General features: G+C 66.9%; 17 protein-coding genes, 1 tRNA gene and 1 pseudogene. 14 read left to right on the forward strand and 5 right to left on the reverse strand.

Annotated elements, in window-relative coordinates:
* Nucleotides 1-116: 116 nt before the first annotated feature.
* Nucleotides 117-713 (forward strand): XRE family transcriptional regulator, encoded by a 597-nt coding sequence (locus U5N23_RS15175; RefSeq protein WP_322593616.1) that lies wholly within the window; start codon nt 117-119, stop codon nt 711-713.
* Nucleotides 710-1,252 carry a GNAT family N-acetyltransferase gene (locus U5N23_RS15180; RefSeq protein WP_322593617.1) on the forward strand — a complete coding sequence of 181 codons (543 nt, stop codon included), beginning with the start codon at nt 710-712 and terminating at the stop codon, nt 1,250-1,252. The genes U5N23_RS15175 and U5N23_RS15180 overlap by 4 nt, the downstream gene beginning before the upstream one ends.
* Nucleotides 1,253-1,281: 29 nt before the next feature.
* Here U5N23_RS15180 and U5N23_RS15185 read toward each other — a convergent pair.
* Nucleotides 1,282-2,175 (reverse strand): annotated as a pseudogene (locus U5N23_RS15185) (LysR family transcriptional regulator).
* 71 nt (nt 2,176-2,246) lie between these two features.
* On the opposite strand from U5N23_RS15185, the gene U5N23_RS15190 reads away from it, so the two are divergent.
* Together U5N23_RS15190 and U5N23_RS15195 are read left to right on the forward strand one after the other, a co-directional pair.
* Entirely contained in the window at nt 2,247-3,092 is an 846-nt protein-coding gene (locus U5N23_RS15190) for a DMT family transporter (protein ID WP_322593618.1), read from the forward strand.
* Nucleotides 3,093-3,116: 24 nt separating this feature from the next.
* Nucleotides 3,117-3,917, forward strand: coding sequence for a GNAT family N-acetyltransferase (locus U5N23_RS15195; protein ID WP_416208613.1), 801 nt, complete (start codon nt 3,117-3,119; stop codon nt 3,915-3,917).
* Nucleotides 3,918-4,779: 862 nt separating this feature from the next.
* Here U5N23_RS15195 and U5N23_RS15200 read toward each other — a convergent pair.
* Nucleotides 4,780-5,343, reverse strand: coding sequence for a fasciclin domain-containing protein (locus U5N23_RS15200; protein ID WP_322593620.1), 564 nt, complete (start codon nt 5,341-5,343; stop codon nt 4,780-4,782).
* Nucleotides 5,344-5,546: 203 nt separating this feature from the next.
* Nucleotides 5,547-7,925, reverse strand: a complete 2,379-nt coding sequence (locus U5N23_RS15205) for an arginine/lysine/ornithine decarboxylase (protein ID WP_322593621.1) — start codon at nt 7,923-7,925, stop codon at nt 5,547-5,549.
* A gap of 181 nt (nt 7,926-8,106) precedes the next feature.
* On the opposite strand from U5N23_RS15205, the gene U5N23_RS15210 reads away from it, so the two are divergent.
* From U5N23_RS15210 to U5N23_RS15225, 4 genes are all read left to right on the forward strand, one after another.
* Nucleotides 8,107-8,532, forward strand: a complete 426-nt coding sequence (locus U5N23_RS15210; RefSeq protein WP_322593622.1) for an NfeD family protein — start codon at nt 8,107-8,109, stop codon at nt 8,530-8,532.
* Nucleotides 8,533-8,564: 32 nt separating this feature from the next.
* Nucleotides 8,565-9,491 (forward strand): stomatin-like protein, encoded by a 927-nt coding sequence (locus tag U5N23_RS15215; protein ID WP_322593623.1) that lies wholly within the window; start codon nt 8,565-8,567, stop codon nt 9,489-9,491.
* 105 nt (nt 9,492-9,596) lie between these two features.
* Nucleotides 9,597-9,686 (forward strand) — tRNA-Ser (locus U5N23_RS15220).
* Nucleotides 9,687-9,876: 190 nt separating this feature from the next.
* A complete protein-coding gene (locus U5N23_RS15225) occupies nt 9,877-10,482 on the forward strand; it encodes a hypothetical protein (RefSeq protein WP_322593624.1) in 606 nt (201 codons plus the stop codon).
* Between the two features lie 184 nt (nt 10,483-10,666).
* Here U5N23_RS15225 and U5N23_RS15230 read toward each other — a convergent pair whose 3' ends face one another.
* Both U5N23_RS15230 and U5N23_RS15235 read right to left on the reverse strand, forming a co-directional pair.
* Complete coding sequence (locus U5N23_RS15230) at nt 10,667-10,903, reverse strand: 4-oxalocrotonate tautomerase family protein (protein WP_322593625.1); 237 nt, start codon at nt 10,901-10,903, stop codon at nt 10,667-10,669.
* 14 nt (nt 10,904-10,917) lie between these two features.
* The gene (locus U5N23_RS15235) at nt 10,918-11,628 is read right to left on the reverse strand and encodes an SDR family oxidoreductase (protein ID WP_322593626.1); all 711 of its coding nucleotides are present in this window, start codon (nt 11,626-11,628) and stop codon (nt 10,918-10,920) included.
* Nucleotides 11,629-11,741: 113 nt separating this feature from the next.
* Between U5N23_RS15235 and U5N23_RS15240 the strand changes: the two genes are divergently transcribed.
* The 6 genes from U5N23_RS15240 (at nt 11,742) to U5N23_RS15265 (ending at nt 19,465) form a co-directional block, all read left to right on the forward strand.
* Nucleotides 11,742-12,635 carry a LysR family transcriptional regulator gene (locus U5N23_RS15240; RefSeq protein ID WP_322593627.1) on the forward strand — a complete coding sequence of 298 codons (894 nt, stop codon included), beginning with the start codon at nt 11,742-11,744 and terminating at the stop codon, nt 12,633-12,635.
* Between the two features lie 144 nt (nt 12,636-12,779).
* The gene (locus U5N23_RS15245; protein ID WP_322593628.1) at nt 12,780-14,096 is read left to right on the forward strand and encodes an MFS transporter; all 1,317 of its coding nucleotides are present in this window, start codon (nt 12,780-12,782) and stop codon (nt 14,094-14,096) included.
* Nucleotides 14,097-14,156: 60 nt separating this feature from the next.
* Nucleotides 14,157-15,596: an FAD-binding oxidoreductase gene (locus U5N23_RS15250; RefSeq protein WP_322593629.1), complete on the forward strand. Its 1,440-nt coding sequence runs from the start codon at nt 14,157-14,159 to the stop codon at nt 15,594-15,596.
* 11 nt (nt 15,597-15,607) lie between these two features.
* Nucleotides 15,608-17,167: a tannase/feruloyl esterase family alpha/beta hydrolase gene (locus tag U5N23_RS15255; protein WP_322593630.1), complete on the forward strand. Its 1,560-nt coding sequence runs from the start codon at nt 15,608-15,610 to the stop codon at nt 17,165-17,167.
* A gap of 67 nt (nt 17,168-17,234) precedes the next feature.
* Complete coding sequence (locus U5N23_RS15260) at nt 17,235-18,188, forward strand: LysR substrate-binding domain-containing protein (RefSeq protein WP_322593631.1); 954 nt, start codon at nt 17,235-17,237, stop codon at nt 18,186-18,188.
* A gap of 194 nt (nt 18,189-18,382) precedes the next feature.
* Entirely contained in the window at nt 18,383-19,465 is a 1,083-nt protein-coding gene (locus U5N23_RS15265; RefSeq protein ID WP_322593632.1) for a hypothetical protein, read from the forward strand.
* Nucleotides 19,466-19,488: the final 23 nt, after the last annotated feature.

Consider the following 19,488-nt stretch of genomic DNA (forward strand, 5'->3'; position numbering starts at 1 on the left):
GGTGTCTCCTTCAATCCGGGATGGTTCTTGTCCCCAAGTATCGCCGCTGAGCGCAGTGATGGGATGCGCGCACACCATTCCAACATAATGGAATAAAAATCCATTAAACTGGAATAATGGACATCCACACCCGCATTGCCCAGCGCCTGCGCGAACTGCGCGACGCCCGCGGCTACTCCCTCGAAGCGCTGGCCGAGCGCAGCGGCGTGAGCCGCTCCAACATCTCGCTGATCGAGCGCGGGCAGAGCAGCCCCACGGCCGCCGTGCTCGACAAGCTGGCCATCGGCCTGGGCGTGGCGCTGGCCTCGTTCTTCGATGATGGCATCCCGAGCTCGGAACCGCCCTCCCCCATGATCCGCGCCGACGACCAGCCGGTATGGCAGGACCCGGCTTCGGGCTATGTGCGGCGCCGGCTGTCGCCCCCTGCGCCTTCGCCGCTGCAACTGGTGGAGGTGGTGTTCCCTGCGGGCCAGCGCGTGGCGCTGGACTCGGCCGTGCATGACGCCGACATCCACCAGCAGGTCTGGCTGATCGAAGGCGCCATGGACCTCACCGTGGGCGAAGTCACCTGGCATCTGCAGGCGGGCGACTGCCTGGCCATGCGGCTGAACCAGCCCATCGTGTTCCACAACCCCACGCCGCAGGACGCGCGCTACCTGGTGGCGCTGGCCACCCTGCCCCCACCACCCATACCCACCCGGAGAAACCCATGAATGCCACCGCCGACACCCCCACCCTCACCGTGCGCCGCCTGGGCGCCAACGAGGCCGCCGCCAGCGCCGAAGCCCTGGCCCAGGTGCTGATCGACTGCGTGCACGGCGGTGCGTCGGTGAGCTTCATGGCCCCCCTGCCCCACGACAAGGCCCTGGCCTTCTGGCGCGGCGTGGCCGAGGGCGTGGCACGCAACGAGCGCGTGCTGCTGGTGGCCGAGGATGCGGTAGAGGGCATCGTCGGCACCGTGCAGCTCATCACCGCCATGCCCGACAACCAGCCCCACCGCGCCGACGTGGCCAAGATGCTGGTGCGCCGCAAGGCGCGCCGCCAGGGCGTGGCCCAGCGCCTGATGGCTGCGCTCGACGATGCGGCGCGCAGCGAGGGCAAGAGCGTGCTGGTGCTGGACACCGTGACCGGCGGCGATGCCGAGCGCCTGTACGAACGCGCGGGCTGGCAGCGCGTGGGCGAGGTGCCGCGCTATGCGCTGATGCCCGATGGGGCGTTCTGCGGCACGACCTTCTTCTTCAAGCACCTCTGAGGCTGATTCCGCGGGCTGTGCCTGCTCTTTCAAGCCAGGGCCTGTAGCGCGGCTATCACCGCACCTGTAGCTGCGCTGTGTGCCTGGTCCATGCGGTAGGCCAGGCCCAGTTCGCGCAACAGCGGCGGGTACAGCGGGCGCACCTGCAGGCCGGCGTTGTCGGGATCGCCACTCCGTACGTCGGACTGCTCCAGAGGCAGCAGGGCCGCGCCCTGCCCGGCGGCCACCAGGCTGCGCAAGGCCAGCGGGTGGTTGAGCTCCATGCGAGGGCGCCCGTGCAGCCCGGCCTGGGCGAACCAGGCCACGATCAGGCGGTACATCTACGTGGACGGGCCGAACGACATCCAGGGGTGCTCGGCCAGCCATTCGCCGGTGATGCGCCGGGGCGCCTTCCACCCCGGCGGCAGCAGCGCAACCATGGGGTCGCTGCGCCAAGGCACCACCTGCACCTGGCCCGTGGCGGCCTGCGGCATGGCGACGATGGCCAGGTCCAGCGTGCCGGCCGCCAGGCGCGCCATGGCCTCGGCAGAGCCGAGCACGTCGAGCCGCACGTCCACGCCCGGGCTCTGGCGCGCCAGCGTGTCCACCAGGCGTGGCAGCAGGTGCGCGCTGACGCCCGCCGTCGTGCCCAGGCGCACCAAGCCTTCGAGGCCTTGGGCGCGGCGGCGCACCTGCTCGACGACCTCGTCCACCCCGGCCAGCAGACGGCGCCCTCCGGCCACCAGGGCCTCGCCCGCCGGCGTCAGGCTGGCGTGGCGGCGCCCGCGCACCACCAGCGTGGCACCCAGGAGCGACTCCAGCTCGCTGATGTGCAGGCTCACCGTGGGCGGCGCCAGGTGCAGCGCCTGCGCCGCGGCGGCCAGCGTGCCCAGGTCGGCGATGGCGATGAGTGTCTGTACCTGGTCCAGATTGAGGTTACGCATCAGAAATCCTGAATTCAGCGGTCATTGAATTCAACTTTACAGATGTCTGGAGGGAAAACACCATCCCTCCCATGATCACCAACGACGTTTTTTTCATCGTGCTGCTCTCCGCAGCCCTCAATGCCGGCTGGAACAGCGCCATCAAGATCGGCGGCGACCGCATCACCGCCATGGCCATCACCACGCTGATCGGCAGTGCGCTGTCGCTGCTGGTGCTGCCCTGGGTGGCGTGGCCCGGGCCCGAGAGCTGGCTGCTGCTGGGTGCGTCCATCGCCATCCATACCGCTTACCACTTCGCGCTGCCCCTGGCCTACAACCACGGCGACCTGGGGCAGGTCTACCCCATCGCGCGCGGCTCTGCGCCGGTGATGGTGATGCTGGGCGGTGCCCTGTTCGCTGGCGAGTCGCCCGGACCTGGCGCCTTGGTGGGCGTGCTGTGCCTGTGCGCCGGGGTGATCTCGCTGGCATTGCTCAAAACCTCTGTGGGCAGCAGCCGCAAGGCCGTGGGCTATGCGCTGCTGACCGGCGCGCTGATCGCGGCCTACACCGTGGTGGACGCGCTCGGCGCGCGGCAGTCCGGCACGGCGATTGGTTTCGCGGTGCTGATCACGCTGGGCGACGGCATTGCCACGGCCCTCATCGTGCTGGGGTGGAAGGGACGGCGCACCTTCGTGGTGGAGCGCCGTGCCCTGTGGCTGTGCGCTGCCGCCGGCAGCATGCAGATGGGCGCCTACTGGACCGCCGTGTGGGCACTGGCCCGTGCTCCCATGGGCCAGGTGTCGGCCCTGCGCGAGACCAGCGTGCTGCTGGTGGCGCTGGTCTCGGCCTGGCTGCTCAAGGAGCGCGTGGGGCCGGGGCGCATCGTGGCGGCGGGGCTGGTGTTTGCGGGCATCGTCGGCATCCGGCTCGGGTCATAGCGCTGTTGCCAGCGGTTGGTATAAATGGGCATGTCCCTCGCAACGCCTCCGGCCACCGCGGCCCCGTTCAGCCCAGTCGATCCCGAGACCATCCGCGCCCTCGAAGAACGCGCCTTCAATGCCTGGCCCGCGCGCCAGAGCGTGCTGCACGGGGGCTGGGTGTTTCGGCTGTCGGGCGGCTTCACCAAGCGCGCCAATTCGGTGAATGCCATCGAGGCCGGTGCGTCCTTGCGCGGCGTGCGCGCTGCGGCCGAGGCGCTGTACGCACGCCACGGACTGCCGCCGGTGTTCCGCATCTCGCCCCTGGCCCACCCAGATGCCGACCAGGAACTGGCCGACGCCGGCTACACGCACTTCGATCCCTCTTTGGTGATGGCAACCACCGGGTTGGATGCGGCGCAGGCCCATGCGTGCGTGCAGATCGAAACCACCCCTACTGCCGCGTGGCTCGATGGCTTTGCTGCGGCCAATGGTGTGCAGGTGAAGAACCACGCGGTCCACCACGCCATGGTGCATGCCATCGCCCTGCCCTGTGCGTTTGCCACCCTGCATGACAGCGCAGGTCGAACCGTCGGCTTCGGGCTGGCGGTGCTGGAGCGCGGGGCCATCGGGCTTTATGACATCGTGGTCGATCCTGCCTTGCGCGGGCAGGGGCATGGGCGGGGTCTCGTCTGTGCGCTGCTGCAGTGGGGGCGGGATGTGGGGGCGGGGTCGGCGTATCTGCAGGTGCGGGCGGTCAATGGGGTGGCTCGGAGCTTGTATGCGGGGTTGGGGTTTGCCGAGGTGTATCAGTACCACTATCGGATTCCGCCTGTGAAGGTCTGATGGCTTGGTGGATGGTGGTTGCTGCATGCCTTGATCGAGGGCGGGAGCCGGGGTGTGCGCCCGGCGGCGCACCTACCTTCTTTTGCCTCGCCAAAAGAACGTAGGCCAAGAAAAGGCGACCCCGCTGCCCGTGTCCCCCATCGCCCTGTCGGGCGCTGGGGGCAGCCTGCGATGCTCGGTCCTGGGGTGACGCCGAAGAACTCCCTGCGCTGCCTCTGCGAGGCAGCTCCGGTCAAACAGCTTCGGCGAGTCAGATGACGAGGCGCGTGTCCTTCGGCACGCGCTCACCCCAGGCCCTGCGCTTCTCGGCACGGTCAGAAGGGGGGGGGGAGCGGGCTCCACTCGGGCCATTGCTTCGCTCGGCCTCGTGGCCCTTCGCTGCGCTCGGCTCGCCAGTGCGATCGCGCCAGTCTCGTCGGCAGCGCGCACCGCGCGCGTAACCGACACCCGGCGTAGCTGCGAAGGCAGCAGCCGTGCGGTACCCGCCCCCACCCCTGCTGGCTGCGCCGAGAAGCGCAGGGGCTGGGGTGGGTGCGTGTGCCGAAGGACACACGCACTTCGTGCTCTAGCTTGCCGATGCTGTCTGAGCGGAGTTCGAAGAACGCAGCGAGTTCATCGGCACCACCCCAGTTCCGAGCATCGCAGGTTGCCCGTAGCGAAGCGCAGGGACGCAGACTGGGGGCCGCCTTCTCTTTGGTGACTTTCTCTTGGCGGCCAAGAGAAAGTTACTGCGCCGCCGGGCGCACATCCCGGCCTCCGCACTCAACCAAAGCACGCAGCCAGCAAAACAATCAGACCCCCCAAAAAAATGGCCGCAAAACCCCAAAGGCCGCGACCACTCGTCAGCACCTACCGGCAATGATCACTTGGGCAGCAGCACCTTGTCCACCACATGGATCACCCCATTGGACTGGTACACATCCGCAATCGTCACATTCGCCGTACCGCCCTTTTCATCGGTCAGCATGATGGTCTTGCCACTGGCCTTGGCCGTCAGCATCCCCCCCGCCACGGTCTTGATGCTGGCCATGCCCTTGCCATCGGCAATCATCTTGGACAAGGCCGCCGCATCCCACTTGCCCGCCACCACGTGGTAGGTCAGCACGGTGGTCAGCGTGGCCTTGTTCTCGGGCTTGAGCAAGGTGTCCACGGTGCCGGCTGGCAGCGCCGCGAATGCGGCATTGGTGGGCGCAAACACGGTGAACGGGCCTGGGCCCTTCAGGGTATCGACCAGGCCCGCGGCCTTGACCGCAGCCACCAGCGTTGTGTGGTCCTTGGAGTTCACGGCGTTGTCGATGATGTCCTTGCTGGCCAGCATGGGGGCGCCGCCCACCATCACATCGGCGGCCAGGGACGGGATGGCTGCGGCAGCCAGGGCTGCGGCGAGGCCGATGGACGCGAGGCGGGCATTGAAACGGATGGTCATGAAAATCTCCTGAAGTCGATTGATGAGCTGACAGTCTTTGACCGCATGAGCAATGCCACGCGGCTGTCAATCAATACGGCGCCCGCAACGCATCGGATTCAACGGCGGAAAAAATGGCCAAAAAAAAAAAATCGCCCCACGGCGCTGGCCGGGGGCGATTGATCTGCAGGGTCCCGGCTGTGCCGAACCCCTGCCATTCGTGGCTAGATCGTGCGACCGAAGGGCCCGTCCGATCCCAGCTGCACCAGGTTCTTCTCGGTTGCCAGCGGTTTCGGGTTTTTCTTGGCCGGCTTGGCGGTCACTTCCTCGGCCACGCAGTCGGCGTAGTAGCGCACATGGCCGTTTTCGTCCTCCACCTCCACCAGACCGTGGATGTCGGTCTCGAAGCCGGGGCACAGCTTGGCGAACTCGCGGGCGAACTTGAGGTAGTCCACGATCTTCTTGTTGAACACCTCACCGGGGATCAGCAGCGGAATGCCCGGTGGGTAGGGTGTGACCAGGCCCACGGTGATGCGGCCTTCGAGCTGGTCGATCTCCACGCGCTCGGTCTTGCGGTGCGCGATGTGCGCGTACGCATCCGAGGGCTTCATGGCGGGCGTGAGGTCCGACAGGTACATCTCGGTGGTCAGGCGCGCGATGTCGTACTTGGCGTACATCTCGTGCACGTGCTGGCACAGGTCCTGCAGGCCCATGCGCTCGTAGCGCTTGTGCTGCTGGCAGAACTCGGGAAGGATGCGCCACATGGGCTGGTTCTTCTCGTAGTCGTCCTTGAACTGCTGTAGCGCGGTGAGCAGCGTGTTCCAGCGGCCCTTGGTGATGCCGATGGTGAACATCACGAAAAAGCTGTACAGGCCGGTCTTCTCGACCACCACGCCGTGCTCGGCCAGGTACTTGGTGACGATGGACGCGGGAATGCCCTTTTTGTCGAACTTGCCGTCCAGGTTCAGGCCCGGCGTGACGATGGTGGACTTGATCGGGTCCAGCATGTTGAAGCCGTCGGCCAGCTGGCCGAAGCCGTGCCACTTGGTGCCGGCCTTCTTGCCCTTGGCATCGCTGCGGATGATCCAGTCTTCCGCACGGCCCATGCCTTCTTCCACGAGCTTGTCGGGGCCCCAGACCTTGAACCACCAGTCCTTCTTGCCGAAGTCGTTCTCGATCTGGCGCATGGCGCGGCGGAAATCGAGCGCCTCCAGAATGCTCTCTTCCACCAGCGCGGTGCCGCCGGGCGGCTCCATCATCGCTGCGGCCACATCGCAGCTGGCGATGATGCTGTACTGCGGGCTGGTGCTGGTGTGCATCAGGTAGGCCTCGTTGAAGAGGTGGCGGTCCAGCTTGGTGGTCTGCGAGTCCTGCACCAGCACGTGGCTGGCCTGGCTGATGCCGGCCAGCAGCTTGTGGATGGACTGCGTGGCATACGTCACCGAGTGCTTGGGGCGCGTGCGCTTCTTGCCCATCGCATGGTAGGTGCCATAGAAGGGGTGGAAGGCGGCGTGCGGCAGCCAGGCTTCGTCGAAATGCAGGTTGTCCACGTAGCCATCGAGCATGCCCTTGATGGTCTCGGTGTTGTAGAGCACGCCGTCGTAGGTGGACTGCGTGAGCGTGAGCACGCGCGGCTTGACCTTCGTGGCGTCCACGCCCTTGAGCAAGGGGTTGGCGCGGATCTTGGCCTGGATCGCCTCGGGCTCGAACTCGCTTTGCGGGATCGGGCCGATGATGCCGAAGTGGTTGCGCGTGGGCTTCATGAACACCGGGATGGCCCCGGTCATGATGATGCTGTGCAGGATGGACTTGTGGCAGTTGCGGTCCACCACCACCACGTCGCCCGGCGCCACCGTGTGGTGCCACACCATCTTGTTGGAAGTGCTGGTGCCATTGGTCACGAAGAAGCAGTGGTCGGCATTGAAGATGCGCGCGGCATTGCGCTCGCTCTCGCCGATGGCGCCGTTGTGGTCCAGCAGCTGGCCGAGTTCTTCAACCGCGTTGCACACGTCGGCGCGCAGCATGTTCTCGCCGTAGAACTGGTGGTACATCTGGCCCACCGGGCTTTTGAGGAAGGCCACGCCGCCCGAGTGCCCGGGGCAGTGCCAGCTGTACGAGCCGTCTTCGGCGTAGTCGAGCAGCGCCTTGAAGAACGGCGGTTGCACGCCCTCGAGGTAGCTCTTGGCCTCGCGGATGATGTGGCGCGCCACGAATTCGGGGGTGTCCTCGAACATGTGGATGAAGCCGTGCAGCTCGCGCAGGATGTCGTTGGGCAGGTGGCGGCTGGTCTTGGTCTCGCCGTGCACGTAGATCGGCACTTCGGTGTTCTTGCGGCGCACTTCGCCGATGAAGTTGCGCAGGCTCAGCACGATGGGGTCGAGCCCCTCGCCCACGGTGAATTCCTCATCGTCGATGGACAGGATGAACGCACTGGCGCGGCTTTGCTGCTGTGCGAACTGCGACAGATCACCATAGCTGGTGACGCCCACCACCTCGAAACCCTCGGCCTCGATGGCCTGCGCCAGGGCGCGAATGCCCAGGCCCGAGGTGTTCTCGGAACGATAGTCCTCGTCGATGATGATGATGGGAAAACGAAACTTCATGCGCAGCCTCCGTGCAACCGTGCCCTGCCGGCCAAAAAACGAAATAGGCGCGAAGTGTAAGGAATAACCTTGTCAGGCCTTTGAACTGGGGGTCTTTTGACCCAGAATGTGGTGGATTAGGAACAGCCGACACACAGGCTGTTTACGATACGAACAACAAACAACACAGGAGGAGGTCGGTATGGAGGAATCCACCATCTGGTGGCTGGCGGCGGGGATCGTGGTGGTGGCAGAAATGCTCACGGGCACGTTTTACCTGCTGATGATGGCCGTAGGTCTGGTTGCGGCTGCGCTGGCCGCGCACATGGGCTTGTCTTCGGCCCTGCAGATCGTCGTCGCGGCCGTGGTGGGCGGCGGGGCCGTGGTGGCCTGGCACTTTGCTAGGCGCAAGCGCCCGGGCGACCCGTCACCTCGCGCAGACCGCAGCGTGAATATGGACGTGGGTGAAACCATCCTCATCGAGGGCTGGAACCCCGATGGCACCACCACCGTGAAATACCGGGGAGCCATGTGGACAGCCATCCACCGCCCGGGCGTCACCCCATCCACCGGCATGCACCGGGTCGCCGAACTGGTGGGCAACCGCCTGCTGGTCGACCCCATGTAACCCCCAACGTTCAAGAACACTGAAAGTCGTCCATGGACAAAACCTACATCGCACTCGTCATCATCGTCATCGTGGCGGTCTTCATCATCCGCAGCTTCAAGCAGGTGCCCCAGCAGAACGCCTGGGTGGTGGAGCGCCTGGGCAAGTACCACAGCACGCTGGCTCCCGGGCTCAAGCTGATCATCCCGTTCATCGACAAGGTGGCCTACAAGCACAGCTTGAAGGAAATCCCGCTCGACGTGCCCAGCCAGGTCTGCATCACGCGCGACAACACCCAGCTGCAGGTGGACGGCATCCTGTACTTCCAGGTGACCGACCCCATGCGCGCCAGCTACGGCTCGTCCAACTACATCATGGCCGTGACCCAGCTGGCCCAGACCTCGCTGCGCTCGGTGATCGGCAAGCTTGAGCTGGACAAGACCTTCGAGGAGCGCGACATCATCAACGCCCAGGTGGTCCAGGCCATTGACGAGGCGGCCCTGAACTGGGGCGTGAAGGTGCTGCGCTATGAAATCAAGGACCTCACGCCGCCGGCCGAAATCCTGCGCTCCATGCAGGCCCAGATCACCGCAGAGCGCGAAAAGCGCGCGCTGATCGCCGCCTCCGAAGGCCGCCGCCAGGAACAGATCAACATCGCCACCGGCGAGCGCGAGGCCTTCATCGCCCGCTCCGAGGGCGAGAAGCAGGCCCAGATCAACAACGCCCAGGGCGAGGCAGCAGCCATTACCGCCGTGGCCGAAGCCACGGCCCAGGCCATCGAGCGCGTGGCCGCCGCGATCCGCCAGCCCGGGGGCGAGCAGGCCGTGCAGCTCAAGGTCGCCGAAAAGGCCGTGGAGGCCTACGGCAAGGTGGCCGCCGACGCCACCACCACCCTCATCGTGCCCAGCAACATGACCGAGGTCTCGGCCCTGATCGGCTCGGCGATGAAGATGGTGCAGACGACGCAACGAATCGTGTGAAGACGCCCACCGGATGGCGGAGCGAGCGGGCGATGGCGTTTTTTTGTCCCGCCCTGCCCCAATCCGCCAAAACGGCCAAAACCTGTGGCTATAATCGAGGGCTTCGGAGAGGTGGATGAGCGGTTTAAGTCGCACGCCTGGAAAGCGTGTGTGGGCTAATCCCCACCGCGGGTTCGAATCCCGCCCTCTCCGCCAAAGATACAACCCCAAGTGGCTCACGCTGCTTGGGGTTTTTTCTTGGCTGCGCAGAGACCGGACCTTCCATGGACGCGCATGGGTATGAAATAATTCTTTGGGGGTAACAAAGTCAAGGCGGCAAGTGCCCGCCCCGGCCCCAAACAAGACCAGTAGATGGCCCGGAACATATCGAGAGGGATGTCCAAGAATGCTTGAAGTTACACGACAGGCCCTAGATAGAGCGGCCGTGGTGGCTGCTGCCGTTTGCAGCATGTCGTTTGCCCCACCCGCGTTTGCCGACACATTCAAATGCACGGTAGGCGGCAAGGTGCAGTACCAGCAGATGCCCTGCGCGGATGGACAGGAAAAGGTGCTGGACGACAGCAATCGGCGCATGCTCCAGCGTGAGCGCGAAGCGAAGGAACGGCTGACGAAGCAGGAAGGCGAGGCAATCACGGCAAAGGGGGGTACTGGTGCTGGCAATGAGGGTGAGCGCCATGCAAAGGCGGACCAGGCGATGCGCTCCTACTTTGAGCAAACCCTGATAGACCCTTCCAGCGTGCAGTTTCGAAACCTTCGGGTGTTCCTTGACGTGCCCGGGTTGAAGCTACGCAAGAGCGGTTCGAAGACCACTCCGCTTGTCGACGTGGTGTGCGGGGAAGTGAATTCCAAGAATCGCATGGGAGGCTATGTCGGTTTCAGGCATTTCTACTGGGACAGCGATGAAAGAAAGGCCGTGGGGCCGCTCGATGACCGGGAAATGGGCGCCATCCTGGAAGGCGTGGCGCAACGTACTTGCGCAGGACTGCGGTAAGCGGTTTCGGCCTTGCGATCACGGCAGGCAGGGCCGATACCATGCTTTTTGGGCTCGGGGCCGAGTGTTCCGCCCTCTCCGCCAAAGAAGCAACCCCAATTGGCTCACGCTGCCTGGGGTTTGTTCTTGGCTGCTCGGCCTTGCCCAGGCCGCATGCGCCCGCCCCTGAGCCGGCCACGCAGAGTCAGCCCGGTTGCGCCTTGGATCGCGCTCGCCACTCGGGCACAGTCAGGCCGCCGACGCCCCAACTGTCGAGATCGACCTCGTCGATGACCACGAAGGTGGAGTCGTGGGGCTTGCCCATGACCTCGTACAGCAGGTCGGAGACGCCCTGGATGAGAGCGCGTTTCTGTTCCAGGGTGGTGGCGCTGGCGCCGGGCGCCGTGCCCTCGCGCGTGACCTTGATGTTGACGTAGGGCATACGGGTCCCCTCTCTTACCAGCGGCCGGCGTGCTGGCCGCCGTCGACGTTGAGGGTTTCGCCCGTGACGAAGGCAGCGTCCTCCAGGTACATCACGGCCTCGGCCACCTCGGAGACCTCGCCCATGCGCCCCATGGGGTGCATGCCGGCGAGAACGCCGTGCGCCGCCGGGTTGTGCATGGGCGTCTTGATGATGCCGGGGGCCACCGCGTTCACGCGCACACCGGTCTGAGCGTACTCGATGGCCAGGCCCCGGGTCACCGCGTCCAACCCGCCCTTGGTCAGCAGGGCCAGGCCCGAAGGCGCGCCGGCAATCGCCTGGTGCACCAGCGTGGTGGTGATCTGCACGATGTGGCCGCGGCCCTGGCGCAGCATGTGCGGCAGCACGGCCTGCGTGGTGTGGAAGAAGCCGGCTAGGTTGATGTCCACCACGTTGCGAAACTCTTCGCCGGTGTAGTCGGTGAACGGCTTGCCCAGGAAGATGCCGGCATTGTTGACCAGCGTGTCGATGCGGCCGAAGCGCTCCAGCGCGGCCGCCACCAGATACGCAGCGGCCAATGGGTCGCGCACATCGCCCGCAACGGTCAGGACGTCCGGGTCCGTGGAGGGCGGGATGCTGCGCGAGGTGGCGACCACGGCGTAGCCGTGCCGGCGGTACGCGTCGGCGATGCCGGCGCCAATGCCTTGCGATGCGCCCGTGACGATGGCGACTTTTTTCTCACTCATGAATGGCTCCTTGTGAAATGCCGATACAGACAGATGGATGGCGAAGGGTTCTCCCCAAGCTGTTCATAGAGTAGGGACGGCACCCCTGGAGCGGTAGCCGTTATCCTCGCACAATGGCTGATAGAAAACGCACAGAGGTCGACTGGCAGGACGTGCGCGTCTTCCTGGCATTGGGGCGCTACCGCAGCCTGTCGGCCGCGGCCCGGGCGCTACAGGTGAACCACGCGACCATCGCCCGGCGCATCCAGTCGCTGGAGCACAGCATGGGCGAAAAGCTGGTGGAGCGCCGGCCCGACGGCTATGTGATGACCCCGGCCGGCGAGGTGGCACTGCAGGCGGCCACCAGCATGGAAGCGGCAGCGCAGACGCTGACCCGGGCCGAGCACGGCGAGGGTGAGGTCCTGCGCGGGCTGGTGCGCATCAACGCACCGCCGGCACTGGCCCATGCCTTCCTGGCGGCGCAGTTGGCCAGGCTCACCTCGCTCCGCCCGGGGCTGGACATCGACCTGGCGACAGACCTGCATTCCATCAGCCTGAACCGGCGCCAGGCCGACATTGCCGTGCGCCTGGGCCGGCCCGGCGACGGCGACCTGATCGCCAAGCCCGCAGGCAAGATGGCTTTCGGCTTCTATGGCACACGCCAGCGCTGCGAGGAGGTCGAACAGGGCCTGCCACCGGTGTTCATCAGCTTCGACGAGCAGCACTCGGGCATGCCGGAGTCGAGTTGGCTGGTGCGGCAGTTCCCGCGCGCGCGCCTGGCCTTCCGGGCGGAGAACCAGGTTCTGCAGGCAACCGCCGCGCGGGCCGGCGCGGGGATCGCGCTGCTGCCGCACTACATCGGTCGGCAGGTGCCCGAACTGCAGCCGTGCCCGCTGGGCCCGCTGCCGCCCGCGCGCGAGATCTTTGTACTGATCCGCGGACAGGACCGGCATGCGGGCCCGATCCGCGCCGTGGTGCTGCACCTGCTCGATGTGTTCCGGGAAAACCGCGCCCTGTTTGCCGCCTGACCCTGTGCTGGGATGCCCTTGCGACCATCTCTTTCAGAGATACGAAGCTCGCCAATCCATATGAATTTTGCGTAGTAACCCCCGGCGGTGCCGCCGGCACTGGTGCAACCATCTCGCCACACCAACAACGAAAGCGAGACAGCCATGGGTTCCCCTGCAACCACGCAGCCCTACGCGGGCCCGTTCGACAGCACCGCCGACGCGACCTACCGCAAGGTCGGCTGGCGCCTGCTGCCACTGCTCTTCCTGTGCTACATCGTGGCCTACCTGGACCGCGTGAACGTCGGCTTCGCCAAGCTGCAGATGCAGGGCGACCTGCAATTCAGCGAAGCGGTGTACGGGCTGGGCGCGGGCATCTTCTTCCTGGGCTACTTCCTCTTCGAGGTGCCCAGCAACGTGGTGCTGCACCGCGTGGGGGCGCGCCGCTGGATCGCGCGCATCATGGTCACCTGGGGCCTGCTGTCGACGGGCACCATGTTCGTCAGCTCGCCCACCTCGTTCTACGTGGTCCGCTTCCTGCTGGGCGCGGCCGAGGCGGGATTCTTTCCCGGCATCATCCTGTACCTCACCTACTGGTACCCCGCAGCACGCCGCGGCAAGGCGACCTCGCTGTTCCTGGCCGCGATCCCGTTTGCGGGCATCCTGGGCGGGCCGATCTCGGGCTGGATCCTGCAGGGCATGGGCGGCATCAATGGCTGGGCCGGGTGGCAGTGGCTGTTTTTGCTGCAGGGCCTGCCGACCGTGGCGCTGGGCCTGGTGGTGTGGCGCTGCCTCGACGACCGCGTGAAGGACGCGCGCTGGCTCACCCCGGCCGAGCGCGCGCTGATCGCCCGCGAGATCGCGGCCGAGGATGCCGGCAAGCCCGAGCCGAAGATCCTGGCCGTGCTGTCCAACCCGCGTGTCTGGCTGCTGGCGCTGGTGTACTTCGCCTTCGTCTCGGGGCTGTACGGCATCTCGTTCTGGCTGCCCAGCATCATCAAGGCCATGGGCATCAAGGGTGCACTCGACATCGGCCTGGTCAGCGCCATCCCCTGGACCTTCGGCGTGGTGGCCATGTACCTGGCGGCGCGCAGTGCAGACCGGCGGCTTGAATACCGCTGGCACTGCGCGATTGCTGCGGCCATCGGCGCATTCGGGCTGGTGCTGAGCGTGGCCTTCCATGGCAACGCGGTGTTTGCCATGGCCGGTCTCACGCTGGCCACCATGGGCATCATGGCCACCCTGCCCGTCTTCTGGGGCATGCCCACGGCCTTCCTGGGCGGTGCGGCCGCCGCAGCGGGCATTGCCTTCATCAACTCCTTCGGCAACCTCTCGGGCTTTTCCGCGCCCTACCTGATCGGTGTGATCAAGGATGCGACCCAGAGCACCGATGCGGGCCTGCACATGCTGGCGGCCCTGCTGGTGGTCGGCGCGGTGCTGGTGCTGTTCGCCAAGCCGCAGGCCCCGACGCCAAAGCGCTGACCGTTTCGCGCTGCCGCGATCCTGCGCAGCGCCCTCCCCCCTTCCAGAAAGAGACTTCCCATGCTTGCGGAACTGAGTCCCCCTGCGCGCACGCAACGCCGCGCGCCCTCCAGCGAACTCATAGCCGTGCTGCGCCAGCACTTCGGCGAGCGCTGCTCCACCAGCCATGCCGTGCTGCTGCAGCATGGCACGGACGAGTCGGCCTACCTGCCGCAGCCGCCCGATGCCGTGGTCTATGTGCAGAGCAGCGAGGAGGTGGCCTTTGTCGTGCGGGCCTGTGCGCGCGAACGTGTACCGATCATCGGCTTCGGCGTGGGCTCCTCGGTCGAGGGGCATCTGCTGGCCATCGAGGGCGGCGTCTGCGTGGACTTCTCGCAGATGAACCAGGTGCTGGCCATCCGGCCTGGCGACCTCACGGCCACCGTGCAGGCGGGCGTCACGCGCGGGCAGCTCAATGCCGCGCTGGCGGGTACGGGCTTCTTCTTCTCGGTGGACCCGGGTGCCGATGCCTCCATCGGCGGCATGGTGGCGACCGCAGCATCCGGTACCAACACCGTGCGCTACGGCACCATGCGCGACAACCTCGTGAACCTCACCGTGGTCACCGCCAGCGGCGAGGTGGTGCGCACCGCCTCGCGGGCGCGCAAGAGCGCCGCGGGCTACAACCTCACGCAGCTGTACTGCGGGTCGGAAGGCACGCTGGGCCTGATCACCGAGGCCACGGTGCGCCTGCACCCGCACCCCGAGGCTTGCGCGGCAGCGGTGGTGCACTTCCCCACGGTGCAGGCCGCGGTGGACTGCGTGATCGAGTCGATCCAGATGGGTGTGCCGCTGGCGCGTGCCGAGATGCTGGATGCGCTGACCATCCGCGCCGTCAACGCCCACAGCCGCACGGCGCTGAGCGAGAACCCCACGCTGTTCCTGGAATTTGGCGGCAGCCGGGCGCAGATCGACGAACAGTCGGACACCGTGCGCGAGATCGCAGCCAGCCATGGCGGCGGCGCCTTCGAGTGGGCGCACCTGCCCGAAGAGCGTTCGCGCCTGTGGACACCGCGCCACCATGCCTACTTCGCCTGCCTGCAGCTCAAGCCCGGCAGCCGCAGCCTGACCACCGATGCCTGCGTACCGCTGTCCGCCCTGGCGCAGTGCATTGCCGAGACCCAGGCCGACCTCGCCGAGCACGGCCTGCTCGCGCCACTGTTCGGCCACGTGGGTGATGGCAATTTTCATTGCCTGGTGCTCGTCGATCCTGAAAGCGACGAGGAGAACGCCGCCGCCGAAGCCTTCAGCCACCGCCTGGTGCAGCGCGCGCTGCGCCATGGCGGCACCTGCACGGGCGAGCACGGTGTGGGCCTGCACAAGCAGCACTACCTGGCACTGGAGCATGGCGCGCCGGGCGTGGCGCTGATGCGCGCCGTCAAGCAGGCGCTGGACCCGCACAACATCTTCAACCCCGGCAAGGTCGTTGGCGCAGCCGGCCCGGACCACCACCCCCACTGAGGAGATCCACCATGACGAAACTGATGCAATGGCTGCTGCTTGCGGCCGCACTCGCCACCCTGGCCGGCTGCGGCGGCGACGACGCGCCTGCGATGCCGCTGGCAGAAAAATGCCCCACTCTGCAGGGCAAGACCCTGGGCAACGGCAGCGTGGTGATCGACGAGGCGAAGGTGGCCGCCGCAGCCCCGCCCCAGCCCGAGTACTGCGTGGTGACGGCCCGCTTCAAGGACTCGGCCCTGCGCTTCGAGGCCCGGCTGCCCACCACGGGCTGGAACGGCAAGCTCGCCTTCCTGGGCGGTGGCGGCTTCGATGGCGCCATGCCCACGGCCGCCGCGGCGCAGTTCAGCGAGTCCATCTTCACCGAGCGCTACGCGACCATCGGCACCAACGGCGGCTACGACTACCCGCCGCCGCGCGACCTGAACTACTTCAAGGGCGAATTCGCGCTCGATGCTGCCCAACTGCTCGACTTTGCGCAGCAGTCCGAGCACCGCGCCCTGCCGCCCGGCAAGGAGGTCATGGCGCAGTTCTTTGGCACGCCGCCCAGGCGCAGCTACTTCGAGGGCTGCTCGATGGGCGGGCACGACGCGCTGATGCAGGCGCAACGCTTTCCCGAGGATTTCGACGGCATCGTCGCGCGGGCGCCGGCCGGCAACGTGATGGGGCTGTTCATGCAGTTCAACCGCATCGCCCGGCAGGTCAAGGCCCCCGGCGGAGCGCTCAATGCCGCCAGGCAGAACCTGCTGGCCAACGCGGTGCTGGCGCAGTGCGACGGGCTCGACGGCCTGAACGATGGCATCATCGCCCGACCTGCCGCCTGCCAGTTCGACGCCAGGGTCTTGCGCTGCACGGGCGGCGCCGACACCGGCGACAGCTGCCTGTCGGACGCGCAGATTGCCACCGTGCAGGCCGTCACCTCGCCCACCGCCACGGCCAACGGCGCCTGGTCGCACCCAGGATACCCCTTCGGCGGCGAGAACGCGTCCAAGGGCTGGGGCGAGTACATCTGGCCGCAGACCGGCCTGGGTGGCGCCTCGCCGCAGGGCCTGTTCTCGGACGGGTTCATCCGCTCCTTCATCGCCCGCGATGCGTCGTTCGACACCGCCACCTGGAACCCCGACCAGTGGCTGGCACGCATGGACACCATCGGCGGCCTGTTCGGCGCGACCGACCCGAACCTGGCCCCTCTGCACGCGCGCGGCGCCAAGCTGATCCTGTGGAACGGCACGACCGACACCTCGGTGAGCGCGCGCGACACCGCGCGCTACTACGAGCAGGTCGTTTCCACCCTGGGCACAAAGAAGGCCGATGAAACGGTCGAGCTGTTCCTGGCACCGGGCGTGGGCCATTGCTTTGGCGGCGCCGGGCCCGACAAGGTCGACCTGCTGCAGGCCATGGCCACATGGGTGGAGCAAGGCGTGCCCGCATCGCAGCAAAAGCTGGTGCTGCGCAGGGTCGAGGCCTCGGGTGCGACGGCCATGGCCCGGCCGATGTGCAAATACCCGGCCTATCCGCGCTACAAGGGCACAGGCGATGCCAACGCTGCGGCCAGCTTCGACTGCGTGAACTGAAGCACCCAGCGCTTCTTACAATGACGGGCCACCCCTGCGCTGCAGGGGCAAGGCCGGAGGCCCCTGGATGGAATTGCGCCAGTTCAAGTATTTCGTGGCCATTGTGGACTGCGGCAGCCTGTCGCGCGCGGCCCAGCAGCTCTATGTGGCGCAATCGGCCCTGAGCAAGCAGATGACCGAACTCGAAGGCGAGCTGGGCACCCAGTTGCTGCTGCGCGGGCGCAATGGCGTGGCCATGACCGAGGCCGGCAAGGTGTTCTACGAGTACGCCCAGGGCATCACCAAGCAGGTCCATGATGCCAAGGCCGCCGTGCATGTGGCGGCCAACTCCGTGGTCGGCACCGTCGTGGCTGCCGTGCCGCAGAGCGTCTCGCCGATGATCGCGCTGCCGCTGATGCGCGCCGCCGCACGCCGCTATCCGGAGGTGGTGCTGCACCTCAACGAGGAGCTGACCGGCAACATGGTTGACCAACTGCTGCGCGGGCGCGTGGACATGGCGATCTTCTCGCCCACCATGCCGGCGGAGGACACCACGTTCACGCCCCTGGTCGAGGAAGAGTTCGTCTTTCTCGAATCGCCCCAGGACCCGCAGGCCCTGCCGCCGGGCGAGGTGAGCCTGGCGCAGGCCATCGCCCGCCCGCTGGTGTGGCCCGCCAATACCCACGGCCACTGCACGCGCTGGTTGGTGGACGCGGCGCTGGGCAGCGCAGGGCACCCGGCCGCGCGCGTGGCCGCAGAAATCAATTCGGTCTACACCCTGAAGGCCGCAGTGGAGGCAGGTCTGGGGCCCACCATCATGCCGCTGGGCCTGGCCCAGCGCGAGGTCAGCGAGGGCCGCTTGCGCGCCCACCGCATCGCCTCGCCCGCCATGTACCGCACGCTCGGTCTGTGCCTGTCGGTGCACCTGCCCACCACCAATGCCAAGCGGGCCATCTTCCGGCTGATCGGGGACGTGGTGCGCGAGCTGTGCACCAGCGGGGATTGGCAGGGCACGCGCCTGCCCCCTGGCCCGAAAGCCTGAATTTGCGCCCCCGGATCGAGAAGTAGTTAACACACCAGCGCGGCCGAAGGCTTGTTGCCCGGGCGCTTCGGGCCTAACCTTGGGCACCTGGATTTGATCCAACGCCAAGCCGGCACTCCAGGAAAAAAGTGCGTGAGTGGCGGCATGCATCCATGCAGCCCTCCTCTTCCTGTTTTTCCCACTGGAGTAGTCCGATGAAGCATTTCTGCCTCCTGGCCATCACCGCGGCGATCGCGGCCCACAGCCCGCTCGCAAGTGCGCAGGCAACCCTGAGCCTGAACGATGGCGCGTTGCGCATCCCCAGCCTGACGGTGGGAACCGATGTCTATACCAACGTGGTGCTGCGCTACGGTGCTGACGGGCGGTTCGGCCTGGAGGCGGCCACGCCACCCGCCGGCAACCCGGGTGCTGGTGGTGGAGGCGCTGCCCAGACCCTTCAGCTGGCCTATGCGCCCCAACCGAACACCCAGTACTGGTACTCCGCCCAGGGCCGGGTCGTTGCCACCTGCTCGAACCTGCCCCAGGCGGCCATCACGCTCAAGATCCCGGCCGGTGCCACGGCCCAGGCCAAGGTGCCGCTGGTGATCAGCCTGGCGGGCTGGGCCCCCAATGGCAATCCGCCGGCGCCCGTACCGCAGGACCCGGCAGGGCTGGACCAGTTCAGCGCCGCCGGCATGGCCGCCGCCACCTTCGAATACCGCGGCTGCGACAACTGGAGCAGCCCGCTGATCGCCCGCACGAATGTGAACGAGACCTTCGACATCGCAAGCTCCGACTTCGGGCTGGGCCTGGCGGCGATCAAGGCCGCCGTCGCCGAGCGCAACCTGCCCATCGACACCAGCCGCATCGTCGTGGCCGGCACCTCGTTCTCGAGCAACCTCATCTTCACGGTGGCCACCAAGCACCGCCTGCAGGGCGCCATCGCACTCGCCGGAGGGTGCGACTACAACTGCAACGCCACCGGCACGACCTACGAGCAGCCCAGCGATTTCCGTGTCAACGGCGCGGCCATCCGCGTCGCAGCGGTCTCGGGCAGCGCCGACGCACTGTTCCCGCCGATCGGTCTGGGCAGCTCGGGCTACGGCGCGTCCGGCGCCCGGGCCCGCATCCTGACGGCCATTCCCGACGGCACCATGAGGCCCGCCGCCTTCTACACCTACGTCGCGCCAGGTGCCGGGCATGAGGTCAATGCGGCGATGTGGGCCAAGGCGCGCACGTTTGCGCAGTGCATGACCAATGCGCGCCCAGCGGCCGACTGCGCGGCGGACGACCGCTGAGTGGGAAGGCCCTCGCCAGGTCT

This window comes from Acidovorax sp., assembly GCF_034519795.1.
In the GTDB taxonomy this organism is placed as follows: domain Bacteria; phylum Pseudomonadota; class Gammaproteobacteria; order Burkholderiales; family Burkholderiaceae_C; genus Acidovorax.